12 protein-coding genes (1 of these 12 cut by a window edge) are annotated in these 18,356 nt (G+C 34.8%); 4 read left to right on the top strand and 8 right to left on the bottom strand.

Annotated elements, in window-relative coordinates:
- Positions 1-1,222, top strand: the 3' portion of a protein-coding gene (locus tag FNW52_RS19185; RefSeq protein WP_143379087.1) for a T9SS type A sorting domain-containing protein. It extends 1,586 nt beyond the left edge of the window; 1,222 of the gene's 2,808 nt are visible here — the last part of the coding sequence; its start codon lies beyond the left edge, outside the window; its stop codon occupies positions 1,220-1,222.
- A gap of 116 nt (positions 1,223-1,338) precedes the next feature.
- Here the strand turns inward: FNW52_RS19185 and FNW52_RS19180 are convergent, their stop codons facing one another.
- On the bottom strand, positions 1,339-3,528 hold the full coding sequence (locus FNW52_RS19180) for a glutamine synthetase III (protein WP_143379086.1): 2,190 nt from the start codon (positions 3,526-3,528) through the stop codon (positions 1,339-1,341).
- Between the two features lie 583 nt (positions 3,529-4,111).
- Here FNW52_RS19180 and FNW52_RS19175 point away from each other — a divergent pair.
- Both FNW52_RS19175 and FNW52_RS19170 read left to right on the top strand, forming a co-directional pair.
- Entirely contained in the window at positions 4,112-5,140 is a 1,029-nt protein-coding gene (locus FNW52_RS19175; protein ID WP_143379085.1) for a glutamine synthetase beta-grasp domain-containing protein, read from the top strand.
- Between the two features lie 366 nt (positions 5,141-5,506).
- Complete coding sequence (locus FNW52_RS19170; protein WP_143379084.1) at positions 5,507-6,475, top strand: TerC family protein; 969 nt, start codon at positions 5,507-5,509, stop codon at positions 6,473-6,475.
- 75 nt (positions 6,476-6,550) lie between these two features.
- Here FNW52_RS19170 and FNW52_RS19165 read toward each other — a convergent pair whose 3' ends face one another.
- The 5 genes from FNW52_RS19165 to FNW52_RS19145 form a co-directional block, all read right to left on the bottom strand.
- Complete coding sequence (locus tag FNW52_RS19165) at positions 6,551-7,066, bottom strand: hypothetical protein (protein ID WP_143379083.1); 516 nt, start codon at positions 7,064-7,066, stop codon at positions 6,551-6,553.
- Between the two features lie 205 nt (positions 7,067-7,271).
- Entirely contained in the window at positions 7,272-8,480 is a 1,209-nt protein-coding gene (locus tag FNW52_RS19160; RefSeq protein WP_143379082.1) for a hypothetical protein, read from the bottom strand.
- Between the two features lie 30 nt (positions 8,481-8,510).
- Positions 8,511-9,476, bottom strand: coding sequence for a RhuM family protein (gene rhuM / locus FNW52_RS19155; protein WP_143379081.1), 966 nt, complete (start codon positions 9,474-9,476; stop codon positions 8,511-8,513).
- Positions 9,476-9,631, bottom strand: coding sequence for a RhuM family protein (gene rhuM, locus FNW52_RS21210; RefSeq protein ID WP_255515655.1), 156 nt, complete (start codon positions 9,629-9,631; stop codon positions 9,476-9,478). The genes rhuM (FNW52_RS19155) and rhuM (FNW52_RS21210) overlap by 1 nt, the downstream gene beginning before the upstream one ends.
- 643 nt (positions 9,632-10,274) lie before the next feature.
- Positions 10,275-13,727 carry a methylmalonyl-CoA mutase family protein gene (locus tag FNW52_RS19145; protein WP_143379080.1) on the bottom strand — a complete coding sequence of 1,151 codons (3,453 nt, stop codon included), beginning with the start codon at positions 13,725-13,727 and terminating at the stop codon, positions 10,275-10,277.
- A gap of 245 nt (positions 13,728-13,972) precedes the next feature.
- Between FNW52_RS19145 and purU the strand changes: the two genes are divergently transcribed.
- Positions 13,973-14,827, top strand: coding sequence for a formyltetrahydrofolate deformylase (gene purU / locus FNW52_RS19140; RefSeq protein WP_143379079.1), 855 nt, complete (start codon positions 13,973-13,975; stop codon positions 14,825-14,827).
- A gap of 137 nt (positions 14,828-14,964) precedes the next feature.
- Here purU and FNW52_RS19135 read toward each other — a convergent pair whose 3' ends face one another.
- Positions 14,965-17,157: an outer membrane beta-barrel protein gene (locus FNW52_RS19135; protein ID WP_143379078.1), complete on the bottom strand. Its 2,193-nt coding sequence runs from the start codon at positions 17,155-17,157 to the stop codon at positions 14,965-14,967.
- 25 nt (positions 17,158-17,182) lie between these two features.
- Positions 17,183-18,313 (bottom strand): nuclear transport factor 2 family protein, encoded by a 1,131-nt coding sequence (locus tag FNW52_RS19130; protein WP_143379077.1) that lies wholly within the window; start codon positions 18,311-18,313, stop codon positions 17,183-17,185.
- Positions 18,314-18,356 lie beyond the last annotated feature (43 nt).

Below are 18,356 nucleotides of genomic sequence, written 5' to 3'. Positions count from 1 at the left end.
TGCGTTTACTACACCAACCGCAACCGATGCGTGTGATGCAAGTGTGACACCGACTTTTGCCGATGTAACCACACCGGGAGCCTGTCCACAGGAATACAGTACAACCCGAACCTGGACCGCTACGGATGATTGTGGCAACAGTTCAACTGCTTCACAAACCATCAGTGTAACGGACAATACACCTCCAGTGTTCACCTTCTGTCCAGTGGACGGCGTAATTGAATGTAATGCTGAATTTATTTTTGGTGTTCCAACAGCCACTGACAATTGTGATCAAACTCCAACTATTACTTTTGAAGATGAAACCAATGCGGATGGAAGTAAAACACGTACATGGACAGCTACAGATGACTGTAGCAATGTGTCTGCTATATGTGACCAAACCATTAGGGTAGCCAGTTGTGCTCATATCTTTCCGACTGAGACTAGTTGTGCGGATTATATCGCAGGAACTGCAGGATTGCCTAAAGTCTGTACAGCTGTTAGCGGTGGTACAGTGACTAATGCAACCCCAGGTGTGTTCTTCTACTATTCTAATATCGTTGCCCCTTCGGCCAGCTTTACGATTGATGTAGTACAGGTAAATGACGGTGATTTAAGCGAACTGTTTGAAGTGCATGGTTATGATAAAGGTAGTACTTCACAGATCAAATTGTTCACTGCCACTTGTGGAACAGCATCATTTACTCCAAGCTTTATCACTGACAGCTCTGGCTCCGGTGCAAGATTGGCCGTAACGGGAGCTACTCCTGGAGCCACTTATGTTATTTCCATTAAATACAATGTGAAATCAATCGTGGGTGCCAATTACCAAAATGAGGATGAAATTAGTACATATACTTTCGCAAGCTACATAGGTAGCGATGTTGCAGCTGGAAGTACTGGAAACATAAATGTAGAAGCTTGTTCATCTGATGCAGCATTAGTTTCTAGTGCTCTGAGAGAAACCGCTAAAACTACTGAAACTACCAGTTTCACAGCGCATCCGGTTCCTTTCAAAGACCAATTGACTATCAGTTATAATCTTGATTATGTTACTGATGTGAGAATTGAGGTGTTCAACATAAGAGGTGCTGTGGTGGCTTCTAACTATGATGCCCAAGGTTATTTGAGCAGAGAAGTTTCGCTAAAAATTCCTAATACAGGCCAAGAGGAAGTTTATATTGTAAAAGTAACTACCAATAGAGGAAGCAGTACTAAAAAAGTGATTTCTTCTAGATAATTTTAAACTAATTTTAATTAAAAAGCATCCGCCACAAACGGGTGCTTTTTTGCGTTTTTAAAACAAAAAAAAAGACTTTCGTAAAAAAGCCTTTTTTTTAATATGAAGATCTAAAACTACTTAGTCAAAAGCAATTCTCTGTATTTAGTTAAAGTCCACAATTCATTGTCAACCAATAGCTCCAGTTTGTCACAATGGTTTCTAATGATTTCAAAATAAGGTTTAACTTTATTGCAATAGGCTTCTGCCATCTCTTGACCATCAGTCAAATTATTGGCTATCTTTCTTTCGTTGGTCATCTCTTCTACTTTAGAATTGATGCCTTCGATATGCCCCGAGATTTCTTTAATCAAGATAATTTGCTCTTTGGCGATGGTCTCAAAATCAGGTCCAAAAATATCTTTCAAACCTCTTACATTCGTAATCAAAGTGTTTTGATACCGAATGGCAGTAGGAATCACGTGATTTTTAGAAATATCACCTAGCACTCTACCTTCAATTTGGATTTTTTTGGTGTACTCTTCCAATTCAATTTCGTAACGAGCTTCAACTTCCACATGGTTCATGATACCCAATTCAGAAAATAAATCAAACGATTGTTTAGAAATTCTCGCTTTCAATGCTTCCGGAGTAGTTTTAAAGTTACTCAAGCCTCTTTTTCCCGCTTCGATTTCCCATTCTTCGCTATATCCATCACCTTCAAAAAGAATTTTTTTAGATTGTTTGATATATTCTCTCAACACATTGAAGATAGCATCGTCTTTCTTCATGTCCTTAGATTCGATCAAAGCATCCACTTCAACTTTAAAATCTCTCAATTGCTTGGCAACAATAGCGTTCAAAGTAGTCATTGCATTAGAACAGTTTGCCATAGAACCCACTGCTCTAAACTCAAATTTATTTCCGGTAAAGGCAAATGGGGACGTTCTGTTTCTGTCGGTATTATCCAAAAGAACATCTGGAATTTTTCCAACTACATTTAATTTTAAATCGGTTTTCTCTTCCGGAGATAATTTTCCGGTAGTCACACCTTCTAATTCGGCCAAAACTTTAGTCAATTGTTCACCTATAAAAACCGAGATAATTGCCGGTGGGGCTTCATTTGCTCCCAATCTATGATCATTACTGGCAGAAGCGATTGCTGCTCTCAATAATGATTCATTGTCATTTACCGCTTTTATGGTATTGATAAAGAAAGTCAAAAACTGTAAATTACTCATTGGCGTTTTACTTGGGCTCAACAAGTTTACACCAGTATCTGTAGCCAACGACCAGTTGTTGTGTTTCCCGGATCCATTAACTCCCTTGAACGGTTTTTCATGGAACAACACTTTAAAATCATGACGTTCGGCCACTTTTTGCATCACATCCATCAGCAAACAGTTGTGATCTACTGCAAGGTTGGTTTCTTCAAAAATTGGAGCCAGCTCAAATTGGTTCGGAGCCACTTCATTATGACGTGTTTTTACAGGAATACCTAGCAACATACACTCTTGTTCTAAATCTCTCATGTAGGTTAAGGCACGAGTTGGAATAGCACCAAAATAATGGTCGTCTAATTGTTGTCCTTTGGCAGAGGTATGTCCCAACAAAGTTCTTCCTGTCATCATAAGGTCAGGGCGAGAATTAGCCAAAGCTCTATCTACTAAGAAATATTCTTGTTCCCATCCTAAAGTTGCGGTAACCTTTTTTACGTTTTTATCAAAATACTTACACACTTCGGTAGCTGCTTCATCCATAACGGTTAAAGCTCTCAATAAAGGGGTTTTATAATCTAAAGCTTCTCCGGTGTACGAAATGAAAACAGTTGGAATACATAAAGTGGTTCCAAAAATAAAAGCGGGAGAGGTTGGATCCCAAGCGGTATATCCTCTGGCTTCGAATGTATTTCTGATTCCGCCATTTGGAAAACTAGAGGCATCTGGTTCTTGTTGTACCAATTGTGCTCCGCCAAATTTTTCTACGGGATCACTACCGTCATAAGAAGTTTCAAAGAATGCGTCATGTTTTTCGGCAGTAGAACCAGTAAGCGGTTGAAACCAGTGAGTATAATGGGTTACTCCTTTAGACAGCGCCCATTCTTTCATTCCCATAGCAATATAATCCGCTAATTTTCGGTCTATCTTCGTTCCATGCTGAACGGCTCCTTGTACTCCTTTAAATGCATCTGAAGTCAAATATTGCTTCATGGCTTTGTCATTGAAGACATTTGAACCAAAAAGAACTGATTTTTTTCCGGATTCATTGAAATCGACTAACTTTCTATTGGTAGCTTCTCTTAAAGCTTGAAATCGAATTGATGACATATTTATAGATTTTAAAGTTTTAATTCTAGATTATAAAGTAATAACAAATATAAATTATTTTCTTGGGAACAATGTAACTATTCGGTGATTAGTGAATAGCCTTTAGCGGTTAGCTTGGAATCGTATATTTTAGTATGAATACAATCGAGATTTGCGCAAAAAAATAAGCCAAATAGCTTTTAAAGATAAATACTTCTTTTTTAGCGTACTCAAGAGCTAATCACTCTTTATTCCCGATAGCTATCGGGACTAAGGGCTGAAGAGCTAGTGAACAATTAATTTCTATGTCTGTATATATCTGGTTTTTAACAGAAATAGTTCCTGAAAAATAAAATAAAGAGTCAAACTGAATTTTGAAGTAATAAAAATCTTAATTATACACTATTATATCAAAAGAAGTAATTGTGAAATTAATTTTTACACCCTATTAAAATTACATATTCCTAATTATACCCCTTGTAAAATGCAGTTATGTTAAAAATTAAGTTATCGTAAATAAAAAACACCCCCTTTATTTTACCGCAAAGTTAAAATATTTTATATTTGCACCATAAAATTGTCTAGAAATAAAATTTATATAATTATGGCTAAAATTAAATTAGAGTACATTTGGTTAGATGGATACGAACCAACTCAAAATCTGAGAAGTAAAACTAAAGTTGAAGAGCACGAAAACTTTCAAGGAACATTAGAAGAAATAGGAAACTGGTCTTTTGATGGTTCATCAACTAAACAAGCTGAAGGTGGTGCTTCTGATTGTCTACTTGTACCTGTTGCAATTTATCCAGATCCAACTCGTATCAACGGTTACTTGGTAATGACCGAAGTTATGAATGCTGATGGTACGCCTCACTCTTCAAATGGAAGAGCGACTATTGATGATGATGGTGATTTCTGGTTTGGTTTCGAACAAGAGTATTTCATTATGGATACTAAAACATTATTGCCTTTAGGTTTTCCTATTGGTGGTTACCCTGCTCCACAAGGGATGTACTACTGTTCAGTAGGTGGTAAAAATACTCACGGAAGAAAATTCGTTGAAGAGCATGCTGATTTATGTATTGCCGCTGGTATTAACTTTGAAGGTATTAACCAAGAAGTTGCTTGTGGACAATGGGAATTTCAATTATTTGCACAAGGAGCTAAAAAAGCAGGAGATGAAATTTGGATTGCAAGATATTTACTAGACCGTCTTACTGAAAAATACGGTTACTATATAGAATACCACCCAAAACCATTGGGAGATACAGACTGGAATGGATCTGGAATGCATGCTAACTTCTCTAACGAAGTATTAAGAACATGTGGTTCTCAAGAAATTTACGAAACCATCTGTGAAGCTTTCCGTCCAGTTACTAAAGAACACATTGCTGTTTACGGTGCTTATAACGATCAACGTTTAACAGGTAAACACGAAACTGCATCTATACACGATTTCTCTTATGGAGTATCGGATAGAGGAGCTTCTATCAGAATACCATTAATTACCGTTCAAAAAGGATGGAAAGGATGGTTGGAAGACAGAAGACCAGCATCTAATGGTGACCCATACAAAATTGCTGCAAGAATCATCAAAACAGTAAACACCGCTTTGATTCCTGAATTAGTATAACAAAGCCGATTTTTTATTTTTTAAAAGTGCCTTCTTAATTGAAGGCACTTTTTTTGTTCAAAACGCTTAATTCCACGAATAACAGCATTTTTAACTTACATCCCTTTTAAACAGATATAAAATATACAACTACTCCTTAAGCTTCGGGATGAAAAGGTTAACCATGTAAGAAATATAAGAACATATAAGTTATTGCTTTTTTAGACTCTAGCTTAAATGGCCTTATATTTCTTGTATGGTTAAAATTTAATGCTGTTTATTTTAGAATATAGCCGTTTAAAATAAACGCTAGCAACTTTGCCTTGTTATAGTATAAATTCAAAAATCAAAAAGTACATTTGTATCAACTTTAAAAAAAGAAAACTTATGATCGTTTGGATATCATTTATCGTATTGATAATGCTAATTTTGGCTTTAGATTTAGGCGTTTTTAATAAAACGCCCCATGTTATTAGCACCAAAGAAGCCAGTAAGTGGACTGCAATCTGGGTAACTTTATCCATGTTATTCTCCGGGGTGGTTTATTGGTTATACACCACCGATTACGTATTAAATCAAAATCATTTAAAACCTTCGGTGGCTGCAATGAAATTTGTAACGGGGTATTTAATAGAGTTGTCATTGAGTATCGATAATATTTTTGTAATCGCTTTGATTTTTGCTTCTTTCAAAATACCAAAAATATACCAACACCGTGTTTTATTCTGGGGTATATTAGGCGCAATAGTTTTCCGTGGTTTAATGATCTATTTTGGCGTTTTATTGATTAATAAGTTCACATGGATGTCTTACATCTTTGGTGCATTTTTACTATTTACGGCTATAAAAATGTTATTCACCTCCGAAGATGAAGAAGAATTCAACCCTAAAAAATCGGTGATTTATAAAATTCTAGGAAAGATAATCCCGATCTCAACGCACACCGAAAAAGAACATTTTTTTATTAAGACCAAAAAAGGTAATGTAGCGACTCCTTTATTCGTAGCTTTAATTGTCATCGAAGTAATGGATGTTGTTTTTGCAATAGATAGCGTTCCCGCCATTCTAGCCATTACCTCCGATCCTTTTTTGGTTTTCAGTTCTAATATTTTTGCGATTTTGGGATTGAGATCCATGTATTTCTTTTTGGCCAATATGCTAGAGAAATTCAGTCATTTGGAATATAGCCTAATTGCTATTTTAAGTTTTGTAGGTTTAAAAATGCTACTGCATGATTATATAGAAATTCCAGAATGGGCTTCACTAACTTTTATTGCTTTGGCACTTATTATTGGTGTGATTGTTTCGTTGCAAATCAGTAAAAAGGAAAACACATCGAGGAAGGATAAGGACTAAGGTTTTTTCTAAAAAACAAATAAGCAAAAAAAAAGGAAATCGAGAGATTTCCTTTTTTTTGCTTATAAACATTGCTTAAAAATCAATGTTATGAATTTGATTTTCATTAATATTTAAAGCTTTTGCAACAGCTTGATAATTATTCTTATCGATTGTTTTAGAGAAATATCCAGGAATAATTACAATTCTAAAAGTTTGATTATTTAAAAATTGAGGGGTTAATGCTAAGTTATAGGTTCCTCTTGCATATATAATAAAATCCTCCTTACTAAAATCAAAATCATAATCCAATTCTCCTTGAGCTAGATAAAGTGTTCTTGGAATTGACTGCCATATAGGTGTACTTGAATCGATTGTTCCTGCCAAGCGGTAAATTAAAATTTGATCTGAATCTAATATTTTAGGAACTAATTTTTGATAAATAAAATATCCTTTATCTGGACTATCTAAAGGATCATTTACAAAATTTACATTTTTAAGTTCAAAAACCTCGCTTTCTGGCCCTGGAACACCCGGAGGTCCTTCAGGTCCAGTACATCCTTGAAGACCAAACATCCCTATAACTGCCAAAAGTGTAATTATTTTTTTCATAATATATTTATTTTTAAGTTCTATAAAGGTATTTCAAAAACCAAGCCAAAAAACCAATATCTTTCAAAAAGTCATGCATTTAAATTAAATTTTCTAATAAAAACGCCAAAAATGGTAAATACTTTGCAATATTCATATCAAAAAAAAAACCACAACCCATTGTTATTAAAGCACATAACAAACAATTAAAAATCAACATATCCCTTTAATTCATTTCAATACTATGAAGCGTTTTTTCTAGCTCCTTACAATATTCTAATTTATCATTTTGAAAATTTGTTTTGCTTTTTTTGGCTGTTTCATAAACCAAAGTATTGATCATAAACAGCAATCTATCAACCATATTTTTAATTAAAATATCATCGCTTTTCATCTTTCTCTCTTTTAGCCTTTTTAATTCTGTTTTCCAAAATCTAAAGCCATCCTCGCTTTTGGCTGCTTCCAATTCTTTATCCAATTGATCTAAAACTGAATTGGTAACTTCATTTTCTAAAACCACTATTTCATCTCTTGTTCTAATTTGACTCTTATATTCTTTGGTTTTTTTTACTGCTGCAATAGTCGATTTTACCTCCTCATTCTCTTTATCATCATAAATAACCTTCCATCTTTCATATTCCGTAATAACCAAAATCATTTCATCATTTCCTTTCAAACTATCGGCTATTTTTAAATTCTCATTATAAATCCTTTTAATGATAGTGTCGTTACTTTTTCTAATATTCTTTTTGTAGGCTTGTATTTCTAACCAATCAAAAGTACGAAGCATTTCTTTTTGTAGTGGCCAAGTATGATCGAGAGGACTAATAAACAAAGTATTTTTTATCTTTACTTTGTCCAACCATGCTGCATTTTGAATCATTTCTTGATAATTCATATCCTTGCTACCTACCATACCTACATACGAAAAATTATTTCCTTGTAATGCAAGTTTATCCAGTCCATTAAACGAAGCTCCGCACGCAATTACCCCTTGAAAAGCGCCCGAAGATATAGCAATAGAACCCGCTAATCTCGCACCTCCAGAAAAACCAGAAATGTAAAGCTGAGAATGATCTAAATTGTATTCACTTGACACACTATCAAACAGTCGATTTGCTATTTTTATATTTATATCAGCTGGTCCATTTTTTGAATTATTAGAACACACCAAAATATAATTGTAGGTTTCTGCAGCTAAAACAAAAGGTTCTATTCCAATTTTTCCTCTAGCACCAGGATCAAAAATAAAAACAACGGCAGAAGGCACGTTCTTAACATATTGCTTTGGCAAATAAATAGCATAGGATTCATTTGCAGTGTTGGCAATTTTAACCAAATCAACAATTACACCTTTTGGCAACAATTGTTTATCTTGGGAATAGCCACAAATACTATTGAGAAGTATAAAAAGGCAAAAAAAAGTGTTTTTCATAGGAAGATTATTTTTTAATGAGTATGTATTCTATTTTCTATTATTTATCAAATTAACAACAACCTTAACCATCATATCTTTATCATCCGATTTTGATTCGGCAATCATCAAAGTAAGTGCTACTAAAGCGTTGTCATCAATTACTTTATTACCTTCATGATACAATAACGCATTACAATCTAAAAACCATACAAACAGAAAAGCGGCAATACGCTTGTTCCCATCCGAAAAGGAATGATTTTTGGTTACAAAATACAAAAGATGCGCTGCCTTTTCTTCAACAGATGAATACAATTCGATACCGTCAAAAGTTTGGTAAATATTTTCTAAAGAGCCTTTGAAAGAGTCGTCCTTTTCATTACCAAACAATTGAGAACCTCCGAATTTAGTTTTCAACCCTTCAATTGCTTTTTTGGCTTCTTTGTAGGATATTCTAAAAACTTCTTTATTATCTGTTTCATCAATTTTTAAGGTTTGATGATCGTATTGGTCTAAAATATCTAAAGCAAAAGCATAATCGCTCAACACCTTCAATAAACCTTGGGCTTCATCGCCCGTAATGACTTTTGTTTTCACGATGGATTCCAATAAGGAAACCGCTTGCTTTAATTCCTGGAACTTGTTTTCGGCTTCTTTTAATCGCTTTTCGTTTATGGCATACCCTTTAACCAAATAATCTTTTAAACGCTGGGTTGCCCATTGTCGAAATTGGGTTCCTTGCTTTGATTTTACTCGGTAGCCTACTGAAATGATAACATCGAGGTTGTATAATTTTATAGGCTTATCTGAATTAGCAATATGCATTTTTTGCATATTGCTTTTTTCATCTAACTCTCCTTCCTTAAAAACATTCCGAATATGCCTTGAAATAACCGATTGGTCTCTCTGAAACAATAAGACAAGCTGTTCTTGATTTAACCAAACAGTCTCTTTTTCAAAAGCTACTTCAATTTGCACTTGATTGTCCAAGTTCTGGTATATAATTATATCACTCATTATACTGCTGTTCTATTATTATTATTACTTAAACATTGCGTTGCCAATTGTCGGAATTGGGTTCCTTGTTTGGATTTTACGCGATAGCCTACTGAAATGATGACATCGAGGTTGTAATGTTCGATTCTTCTTTTTATTTCTCTTTCTCCTTCCATTTGAACTGTCGCAAAATTTGCGACAGTTGAACTCGAATCTAATTCTTGTTCATCAAATACATTATTAATATGCTTACCGATAGTTTTAAAATCTCTGTCAAAAAGAACTGCTAATTGTTGACGATTGAGCCAAACCGTCTCGTGATCAACATTTACACTTAGTTCTATTTATTGTCTAAAGATTTATATATTTCTATTTGATTTTCCATATTCTATAAATTACATTTTAAAAAGAATTTAGCTAAGTTATAGAAAATATTTTAAACCAGAAAAATACTAAAAATACAATTCTTTCAAATAAAAGAATATGACTGTCCGTAACTCATCCCAAGAGTCTAAATATTGAAAATATACTTTGCGTCTCTGCGCCTTTGCGTGAAATTGGGCTCGCAAAGTCGCAGAGACGCAAAGAACAAAAAGGATAAAGTTTGTGAAAAACATTCAACAACTAATTTATTCTGTGAAATGGTACTAGTCACGGATAGTCATATAAAAGAATTGCCTAAATATTTACAAGAGTTGTTTACCAAAGCAAAAAAACACATTCAGTCAACGATTAAGTCAACCAAATGTGTTTTTGTAAGCATTCAAACATCGCATAAAGCAACAAAACATTACTTTATCGATTGTGAATTATAAAAATCTACATATTTCTTCTGTACTGCCCTCCTACTTCAAACAAAGCTTCAGTGATTTGTCCCAAAGAACAAACTTTTGTCGCTTCCATCAAATGTTCGAATAAATTTTCGTTTTTAATGGCTGCTTCCTGTAGCGTATTTAAATGTTCATTTACTAAATCCTGATTCGCTTGGTGCAAATGTTCCAGCATCGTGATTTGGTATTGCTTTTCTTCTTCGGTGGCACGAATTACTTCGGCAGGAATTACCGTTGGAGAACCTTTAGAACTCAAAAACGTATTTACACCAATAATTGGGAATTCGCCTGTGTGTTTCAACGTTTCATAATACAAACTTTCCTCTTGAATCTTAGAACGTTGGTACATGGTTTCCATAGCGCCAAGTACACCACCACGTTCTGTAATTCTATCAAACTCCTGTAAAACGGCAGCTTCAACCAAATCCGTTAATTCTTCGATAATGAATGAACCTTGAATAGGATTTTCATTTTTGGCCAAACCTAATTCTTTGTTGATAATCAACTGAATCGCCATGGCTCTACGCACCGATTCTTCCGTTGGTGTAGTAATTGCTTCGTCATACGCATTGGTATGCAACGAATTACAGTTATCATAAATCGCATACAAGGCTTGCAAAGTTGTACGAATATCGTTGAAATCAATCTCCTGTGCGTGCAAAGAACGTCCCGAAGTTTGAATATGGTATTTCAACATTTGGGCTCTTTCGTTGGCACCGTATTTGTTTTTCATGGCTTTCGCCCAAATTTTACGTGCTACACGACCAATAACCGCATATTCTGGATCGACACCATTCGAGAAAAAGAACGATAAGTTAGGACCAAAATCGTTGATGTCCATACCGCGACTCAAATAATATTCCACGTAAGTGAAACCGTTTGAAAGCGTGAAAGCCAATTGCGTGATTGGATTGGCACCCGCCTCGGCAATATGATATCCTGAAATAGAAACCGAATAAAAGTTCCTTACATTTTTGGTAATGAAATATTCCTGAACATCTCCCATCAATCGCAAAGCAAACTCAGTCGAGAAAATACAGGTGTTTTGAGCTTGATCTTCTTTTAAAATATCAGCTTGAACTGTTCCACGAACTTGTGAAAGTGTTCTGGCTTTTATTTCGTTATACACTTCCATAGGCAATACCTGATCTCCGGTTACTCCCAAAAGGAATAATCCTAAACCATTATTTCCCTCTGGTAAATCGCCTTGATAATGTGGGCGTTCTACTCCTTTTTGCTTGTAGATTTCGTTGATCTTATCAGCAACCTCATCTTCAAGATTATTTTCTTTTATATAATATTCGCATTGCTGATCGATAGCCGCATTCATAAAGAAACCAAGCAACATAGGCGCTGGCCCATTAATCGTCATACTTACCGAAGTCATGGCATGCACTAGATCAAAACCAGAATATAATTTTTTGGCATCGTCCAAACAGCAAATAGAAACTCCTGCATTTCCAATTTTTCCGTAAATATCAGGACGAATGTGCGGATCGTTTCCGTATAAAGTCACACTATCAAAAGCCGTAGAAAGTCGTTTGGCAGGCAAACCAGCACTCACATAATGAAAACGTTTGTTGGTTCTTTCTGGCCCACCTTCTCCAGCGAACATACGTGACGGATCTTCGCCTTCACGTTTAAACGGATACAAACCAGAGGTAAAAGGAAATTCTCCAGGAACATTTTCCTGCAAACACCAACGCAAAATATCGCCCCAAGCTTTATACTTTGGCATCGCTACTTTTGGAATTTGGGAGTGCGAAAGTGACTCCGTATGCGTAGCCATTTTTATTTCTTTATGACGTACTTTAAAAGTATAAACTGGGTCTTTATATTTTTTGACTTTTTCGTCCCAATGCAAAATCATTTTCCAATTGTGAGGATCTAAATCCATTTTCACCTTATCGAATTGATTCAATAAAAGATTTAAAAAGATTTTATTCTCAGCCCCTCCTGGTTTTTCATATTCTAAAACACTTGGCAATACCGAATCTTCATCTATTCCTGCTTTGTTGATTACTGGAATTTTTCCGGAAACACTTTCTATCGTTTTGAATACTCCGTATAATTTTTGAGCTACTTGCTCTTGGCTCAAAGCCGTTGCATCGTATTTTCTGTTATTTTCGGCAATCTCTGATAAGTAACGTGTTCTGTGCGGCGGAATAACAAAAATCTTCTCACTCATTTCACGGGTGATTTTGAAAGTCGATATCAAATCAGAATCGGTTTTCTCCACAATTTTATCCATGATGGATTTGTACAAGGTATTCATCCCTGGATCATTAAACTGAGAGGCGATAGTTCCAAAAACCGGCATTTCATCTGGATTGACATCCCAAAGATTATGATTGCGTTGGTATTGTTTTTTTACATCACGAATAGCATCCAAAGCACCGCGTTTGTCGAATTTATTTAAAGCTACCAAATCGGCAAAATCAAGCATGTCGATTTTTTCCAATTGGGTTGCAGCTCCAAATTCTGGGGTCATTACATATAAAGAAACATCTGAGTGATCCATAATCTCCGTATCGGATTGACCAATTCCTGAAGTTTCAAGGATTATAATATCGTATTTCGCAGCTTTTAAAACCTGAATCGCTTCGGCTACATATTTTGACAATGCCAAATTGGATTGACGTGTTGCCAACGAACGCATGTACACTCTAGAGTTGTTGATGGCGTTCATACGAATTCTATCTCCAAGTAACGCTCCACCCGTTTTTCGTTTGGATGGATCGACAGAAATTAATCCGATGGTTTTTTCTGGGAAATCGATTAAAAAACGACGTACCAATTCGTCTACCAATGATGATTTTCCTGCACCACCCGTTCCTGTGATTCCAAGAACCGGAATTTTTGACGTTTCATTCTTTTCGTGAATTTTATCAAAAAAGGGTTTCGCTATTTCAGGAAAATTCTCGGCTGCCGAAATTAAACGAGCAATAGCTGTTGGTGTTTTATCTTCTATTAAATCTAGTTCATTTGTTAATTTATCTCCGATAGGAAAATCAGATTGCTGAACCAAATCATTGATCATTCCTTGCAATCCCATCGCACGGCCATCATCTGGCGCATAAATTCTGGTAATTCCGTAGTCTTGTAATTCGGCTATTTCCGACGGCAGGATTACACCTCCACCACCACCAAAAATCTTGATATGACCTGCTCCTTTTTCCTGAAGCAAATCATACATATATTTAAAGTATTCGTTATGCCCCCCTTGATAGGAAGTCATAGCGATTGCATTGGCATCTTCTTGAATGGCGGTATTCACCACTTCTTCTACGCTTCTATCATGTCCCAAATGAATTACCTCAACTCCTGTGGACTGAATAATTCTTCTCATTATATTAATCGCAGCATCGTGACCATCAAAAAGTGATGCGGCAGTTACAATTCGGACTTTATTTACGGGTACGTACGGTTTAACTAATTCCATTTTGTGAATATGATAATTTAAGAGCGCAATTTACGTAATTTTTAAAATAAAAATCATCAAAAATAACATAAAACACAAAATATGATAACGTTGTTTTTTATTAGGAAAATAAGTTTAGTTTTGAGCAAAAAATTAACGGGATACTCAATATGCAATTGAAAATTAAGCTATGAGTCAACTCCAAATTAAGACTGTAAAATTATAAATCATAGAATTACCATGATTTTTTAGAAAATTTGAAACCTATGCAAAAAATCACCATACTCATACATTGCGAAGACCAAAAAGCAATTATTGCCTCAGTGACCAATTATATCGCTTCGATTGACGGAAATATCATTTATCTGGACCAACATGTTGATGCCGACGAAAATGTGTTTTTTATGCGATTGGAATGCGAGTTTAGCAAAGCCACTTGGAATATTGAAACTATTAAAAGTCACTTTCAGACCAATCTAACGACTCCGTTTAACATGACTTGGGCGATGCATCCTCATGATCAAAAACCCAAAATGGCGTTGTTTATTTCCAAATACGACCATTGTTTGTATGACATTTTGGGTCGTTACTGTGCCGGCGAATTGCCACTCGAAATTCCTTTGATCATAAGCAATCACGAGGATTTAAAACCCGTTGCCGAGCGTTTTAACATTCCGTTTTTTCATGTTCCTTTTACGAAAGACAATAAGGATGAAGGCGAAAAAGCACAGATTGAACTATTGAGAAAATTTAATATTGATTTTATTGTTTTGGCGCGTTATATGCAAATCATCACGCCAAATTTGATTGGGCTTTACAAAAACAAAATCATCAATATTCACCATTCCTTTTTACCTGCATTTCCGGGAGCCAAGCCCTATCATTCGGCTTTCAAGCGTGGGGTGAAAATTATTGGCGCCACCAGTCATTATGTTACCGAAGAACTGGACGAAGGGCCGATTATCGAACAAGATATTACGAGAGTTTCCCACAGCCATTCGATAGAAGATTTTATCATGAAAGGGCGTGATTTGGAACGTATGGTTTTGGCCAGAGCGATCACATTGCATGCCGAACGAAAAACGATGGTGTATAATAATAAAACGGTTGTGTTCTCTTAGGGAATGCAACCGTTTTTCTTTTTGATCTGCAAAATCTGCGTGCTAATTTTTTCACGCAGACCTAACAGGTTTTAAAAACCTGTTAGGTCTAATCTAAAGAACACCTGCACTTTACCTAAACCACTGATCTACATCACTTACTGAGCCCTATTACTCTCCGATTCACCTGACGAAGTGTTCACGTAATTCACTTTTTTCAATTTCCCGAAATTGTATGTTAGTATCAATCTATAAAAGTCTGTGTTGAGTGTTCTTCCATATTCAACAAAGGTCTGACCCACTTCATAATTCCCTTCAGGTTTATCATTATGAAAGATATCGTTTGCAAGGAGCTTAACTTTTAAGGATTGATTTAGGAAATCCTTTTCGACTCCCAAAGTAAGTAACGAGCGGCTTTTTCGATAATAAAGTCCGTCATATTTTTCTCCTAAATACCATCCAAGCAACTGAATTTTAACTATTTTTTCTATATCGAATTGATTACTGGAATAAAAATAACAAAGTGGTTTACTCTCTTTTAAACTAAAAATTATATCATCGGATATTAATTCATCATAGCTTACATTAACAGTATTCATAGATGTCCACCAATCAGTATTGTAGGGAACGGAAAGCGATGCAAAATAAGAATCCAAAGTGCTCAAATTTAATGTTTTTAACACGTATGAATTTTGATTACTTCCTTGTAATGCCGCACCCGAAATTGGGTCTACGGTATAATTATAGCCTACTTTAAAATTATATTTACTGAAAGAAGTTGCCATTTCAAATGAATGCGTTCTTTCGGGATTTAAATCGGGATTCCCTTCGATAGATGTAAATGCATCTTGATAAATAATCGAAGGATTCAATGCTTGATATCTAGGTCTGGTTATTCTTGATGAGTAAGAAGCTCTTACTTGTGTTTTTCCCGATAATTTTACATTTAGGTAGGCACTTGGAAAAAAATCTATATAATCTTCTTTTTTTTGAATAATGGTGTTCAACTCGTATTTTGCAAACTCAGTTCTTATCCCGATACCATAATTAGTTTTTTCATTAATTTCTCCACCAAAATTCATATAAGCCGCAGAAATCATCTCTTGATATTCAAAATCATTGGATAGCTGTTCATCCCGAATAAATGGATTCCCGTTTTCAGCAACATAAAAATCAGAATTAGATTTGTTTCCAACGTTACTGTATTTCGCCCCAAAATCAAGCTTGATTTTACTACTAAACGCTTTTGTATAATCAATTTGAGAACTAAAAACTTTAATTTTATGACCTATTTTATTGTTTAAATTCCTAAAAGATTCTTCCCCGTTCACACTATTGTTTTCATCAATATAATCATCTGTTGCTGAATCAAAAAGTGAGTATTGAGTTCCTATAAATAAAGAAGTACCTAGACTGTCTATTTTTGTATTGTAGTTTGCCGAAATTGAATTATTATAGGTCATAACGTCATTGTCAATTTTACTTTTAAAGAAACCATTCATAGTATTAGAAGTTATACTATTTTCACTTTTAGTCGTCCCTCCGAGACTATTAGAATATCCACTATACTCAACTGAGATATTTTTCTTTTCGTTGAAATCATATTGCCCTCCTAATGTATAGTTAGAGAAATTTTTATATTCCCTTTCCCAATCAGTTTTTAATTTTGATTGAAAATCATCTATTTCTGGCGGTCTTTTTCTTGTTGTGTTTAAAATTTCTCTAGTTTCTCCAAGCAACAAACCATAACCTCCGATTAATGATATTTTCTTTTTTTTATAGTTTATGTTAACATTAGTGGTAGCACTTGGAGCAGAAAAATCAGATACAGTATAATATTGATTGACGGTCCCTTTATATCCTTCTTCAAAATTTGCAACCGTAATTACATTAATGACTGCTTTACCTTCGGCATCATATTTTGAAGATGGATTAGATATAATTTCTATTTTCTTTATTTGAGAAGCAGATATAGAGGCTAAGCGTTCATTAGTTATTTGCACACCGTTCAAATAAATTATAGCTTCCCCTTTTCCAAAAACAGAGACTCCATTATCGGCAACGATAACATTAGGGGATTTAGAAAGGATTTCAGCTACAGAGGTACTTGCAGCCAGAATAGTATTTGCTACATTCACTTCTACTGTCCCGTTTGATCTATTTGTAAACAAAGGAACTTTAGACACCACTTTTACCTCATCCAAATCAACTGTAGATTTGCGAATCTTGGTAGTATCCTTTGCTACTTGATTTTTAGAATTTGTAATTTCTGATATAGTATTAATTGCCTGAGCATTTCCAAGTAATGAAATCAATAATAATGGTATTATTAACATCTTTTTTCTTTTCATTTTTTTTGAATTGAGATGTTAGAATTTAATGCTGCGAAATTGCAAAACTGCCATTTATTAATTCTATAATCTTTAAAGCGACACCTCGTGACGATTCAAAATTTTGTCCAGTGACGATTCTTCCGTCCGTTTCTACATGGGAAGCGTTACGAGCAGAAAACTTAAAAACTCCCCCTCTTTCTTCAATTGTCTTTTGAATTAAGAATGGAAAGTACTTAAAATATTCGCCATCTTGCTTTTCGAATGAATCGGGGTAACCACTAATTTTTTTTCCTGTTACTAAATAATTGCCGTCATTTGTTTTTAAGTTTACAATTCCTGCGGTTCCATGACAAACAGAAGAGATAATACCCTTATTTTCTTCATATACTTTTAAAGCAATAGTTTGAATTGCTGCATTTTCAGGCACATCATACATGGCAGACCCACCACCAATGTAATGAACAGCTTTGTAATTTTTCGAATCAATTTCAGCTGGTTTTTTAGTGTTTTTTAGGGCATACATAAAATCTTGGTCATATAAATAGTGCTTTTGCAAAGTGTCGGAGGTGTTAATATAGGCTAATGGAATGCTTCCTCCTTCTGGACTTACAAAATCGACGGTGTATCCTGCTGTTTTAAAAGTATCGTAAGCGTTTACAATTTCGGAAAAACTATTGCCTGTTGCTAGGTTTGATTTGCCGTAATAATGAGCATTAGAAACAATGAATAAGATCTGTCGTCCTGATTTATTAGACGCTAAGCTACTTGCGGATTTACAGATTATTTTCCATTCCCCTTGAATCTTTTTAAGCAAAAACAGATCCATAAATTCTATTTTTTTGTCAGGTATTACAATTTCTGCCTTAGCCAAAGCGATATTGTTATACAGTTCAATTGAAATAATTCGGCCTATACGACCATTAAACTGCCCCTGATTGTCTTTCTTAAACCAATTGGTGTATTCGCTAACAGGGACAATCCATAGGTCTTTGTCTTTATGACTTAAAAATAGATTGGCTTCGGGATAAAATGCCTTTTCGATGCTCTCTGGTTTGTTATAAGAACTTCCTTCAATGTAATTTTCAATACATTTTTTAACGGATAGCTCTTCAGTTTGTGCCAATAAGTAACTTGACGAAAATAATAGTGCGATAAAACAGATGACTTTTTTCATAAACTTTTTTGAGATTTTGCTGAATTAATTATTCATGCTGCGA

It is taken from the genome of Flavobacterium sp. ZT3R18 (assembly GCF_007097385.1).
In the GTDB taxonomy this organism is placed as follows: domain Bacteria; phylum Bacteroidota; class Bacteroidia; order Flavobacteriales; family Flavobacteriaceae; genus Flavobacterium.
The sequence above is the reverse complement of the archived record's forward strand: the minus strand, read 5'-3'. Positions and strand labels throughout refer to the sequence as shown.

Bases quoted from the DNA above. Each gene is read 5' to 3' on its own strand.
- rhuM (WP_143379081.1), bottom strand. From the start codon at position 9,476: ATGAGTGATATAATTATATACCAGAACTTGGACAATCAAGTGCAAATT.
- FNW52_RS19145 (WP_143379080.1), bottom strand. From the start codon at position 13,727: ATGGAATTAGTTAAACCGTACGTACCCGTAAATAAAGTCCGAATTGTA.
- FNW52_RS19180 (WP_143379086.1), bottom strand. From the start codon at position 3,528: ATGTCATCAATTCGATTTCAAGCTTTAAGAGAAGCTACCAATAGAAAG.
- FNW52_RS19130 (WP_143379077.1), bottom strand. From the start codon at position 18,313: ATGAAAAAAGTCATCTGTTTTATCGCACTATTATTTTCGTCAAGTTAC.
- FNW52_RS19165 (WP_143379083.1), bottom strand. From the start codon at position 7,066: ATGAAAAAAATAATTACACTTTTGGCAGTTATAGGGATGTTTGGTCTT.
- FNW52_RS19170 (WP_143379084.1), top strand. From the start codon at position 5,507: ATGATCGTTTGGATATCATTTATCGTATTGATAATGCTAATTTTGGCT.
- FNW52_RS19160 (WP_143379082.1), bottom strand. From the start codon at position 8,480: ATGAAAAACACTTTTTTTTGCCTTTTTATACTTCTCAATAGTATTTGT.
- FNW52_RS19135 (WP_143379078.1), bottom strand. From the start codon at position 17,157: ATGAAAAGAAAAAAGATGTTAATAATACCATTATTATTGATTTCATTA.
- rhuM (WP_255515655.1), bottom strand. From the start codon at position 9,631: ATGGAAGGAGAAAGAGAAATAAAAAGAAGAATCGAACATTACAACCTC.
- purU (WP_143379079.1), top strand. From the start codon at position 13,973: ATGCAAAAAATCACCATACTCATACATTGCGAAGACCAAAAAGCAATT.
- FNW52_RS19175 (WP_143379085.1), top strand. From the start codon at position 4,112: ATGGCTAAAATTAAATTAGAGTACATTTGGTTAGATGGATACGAACCA.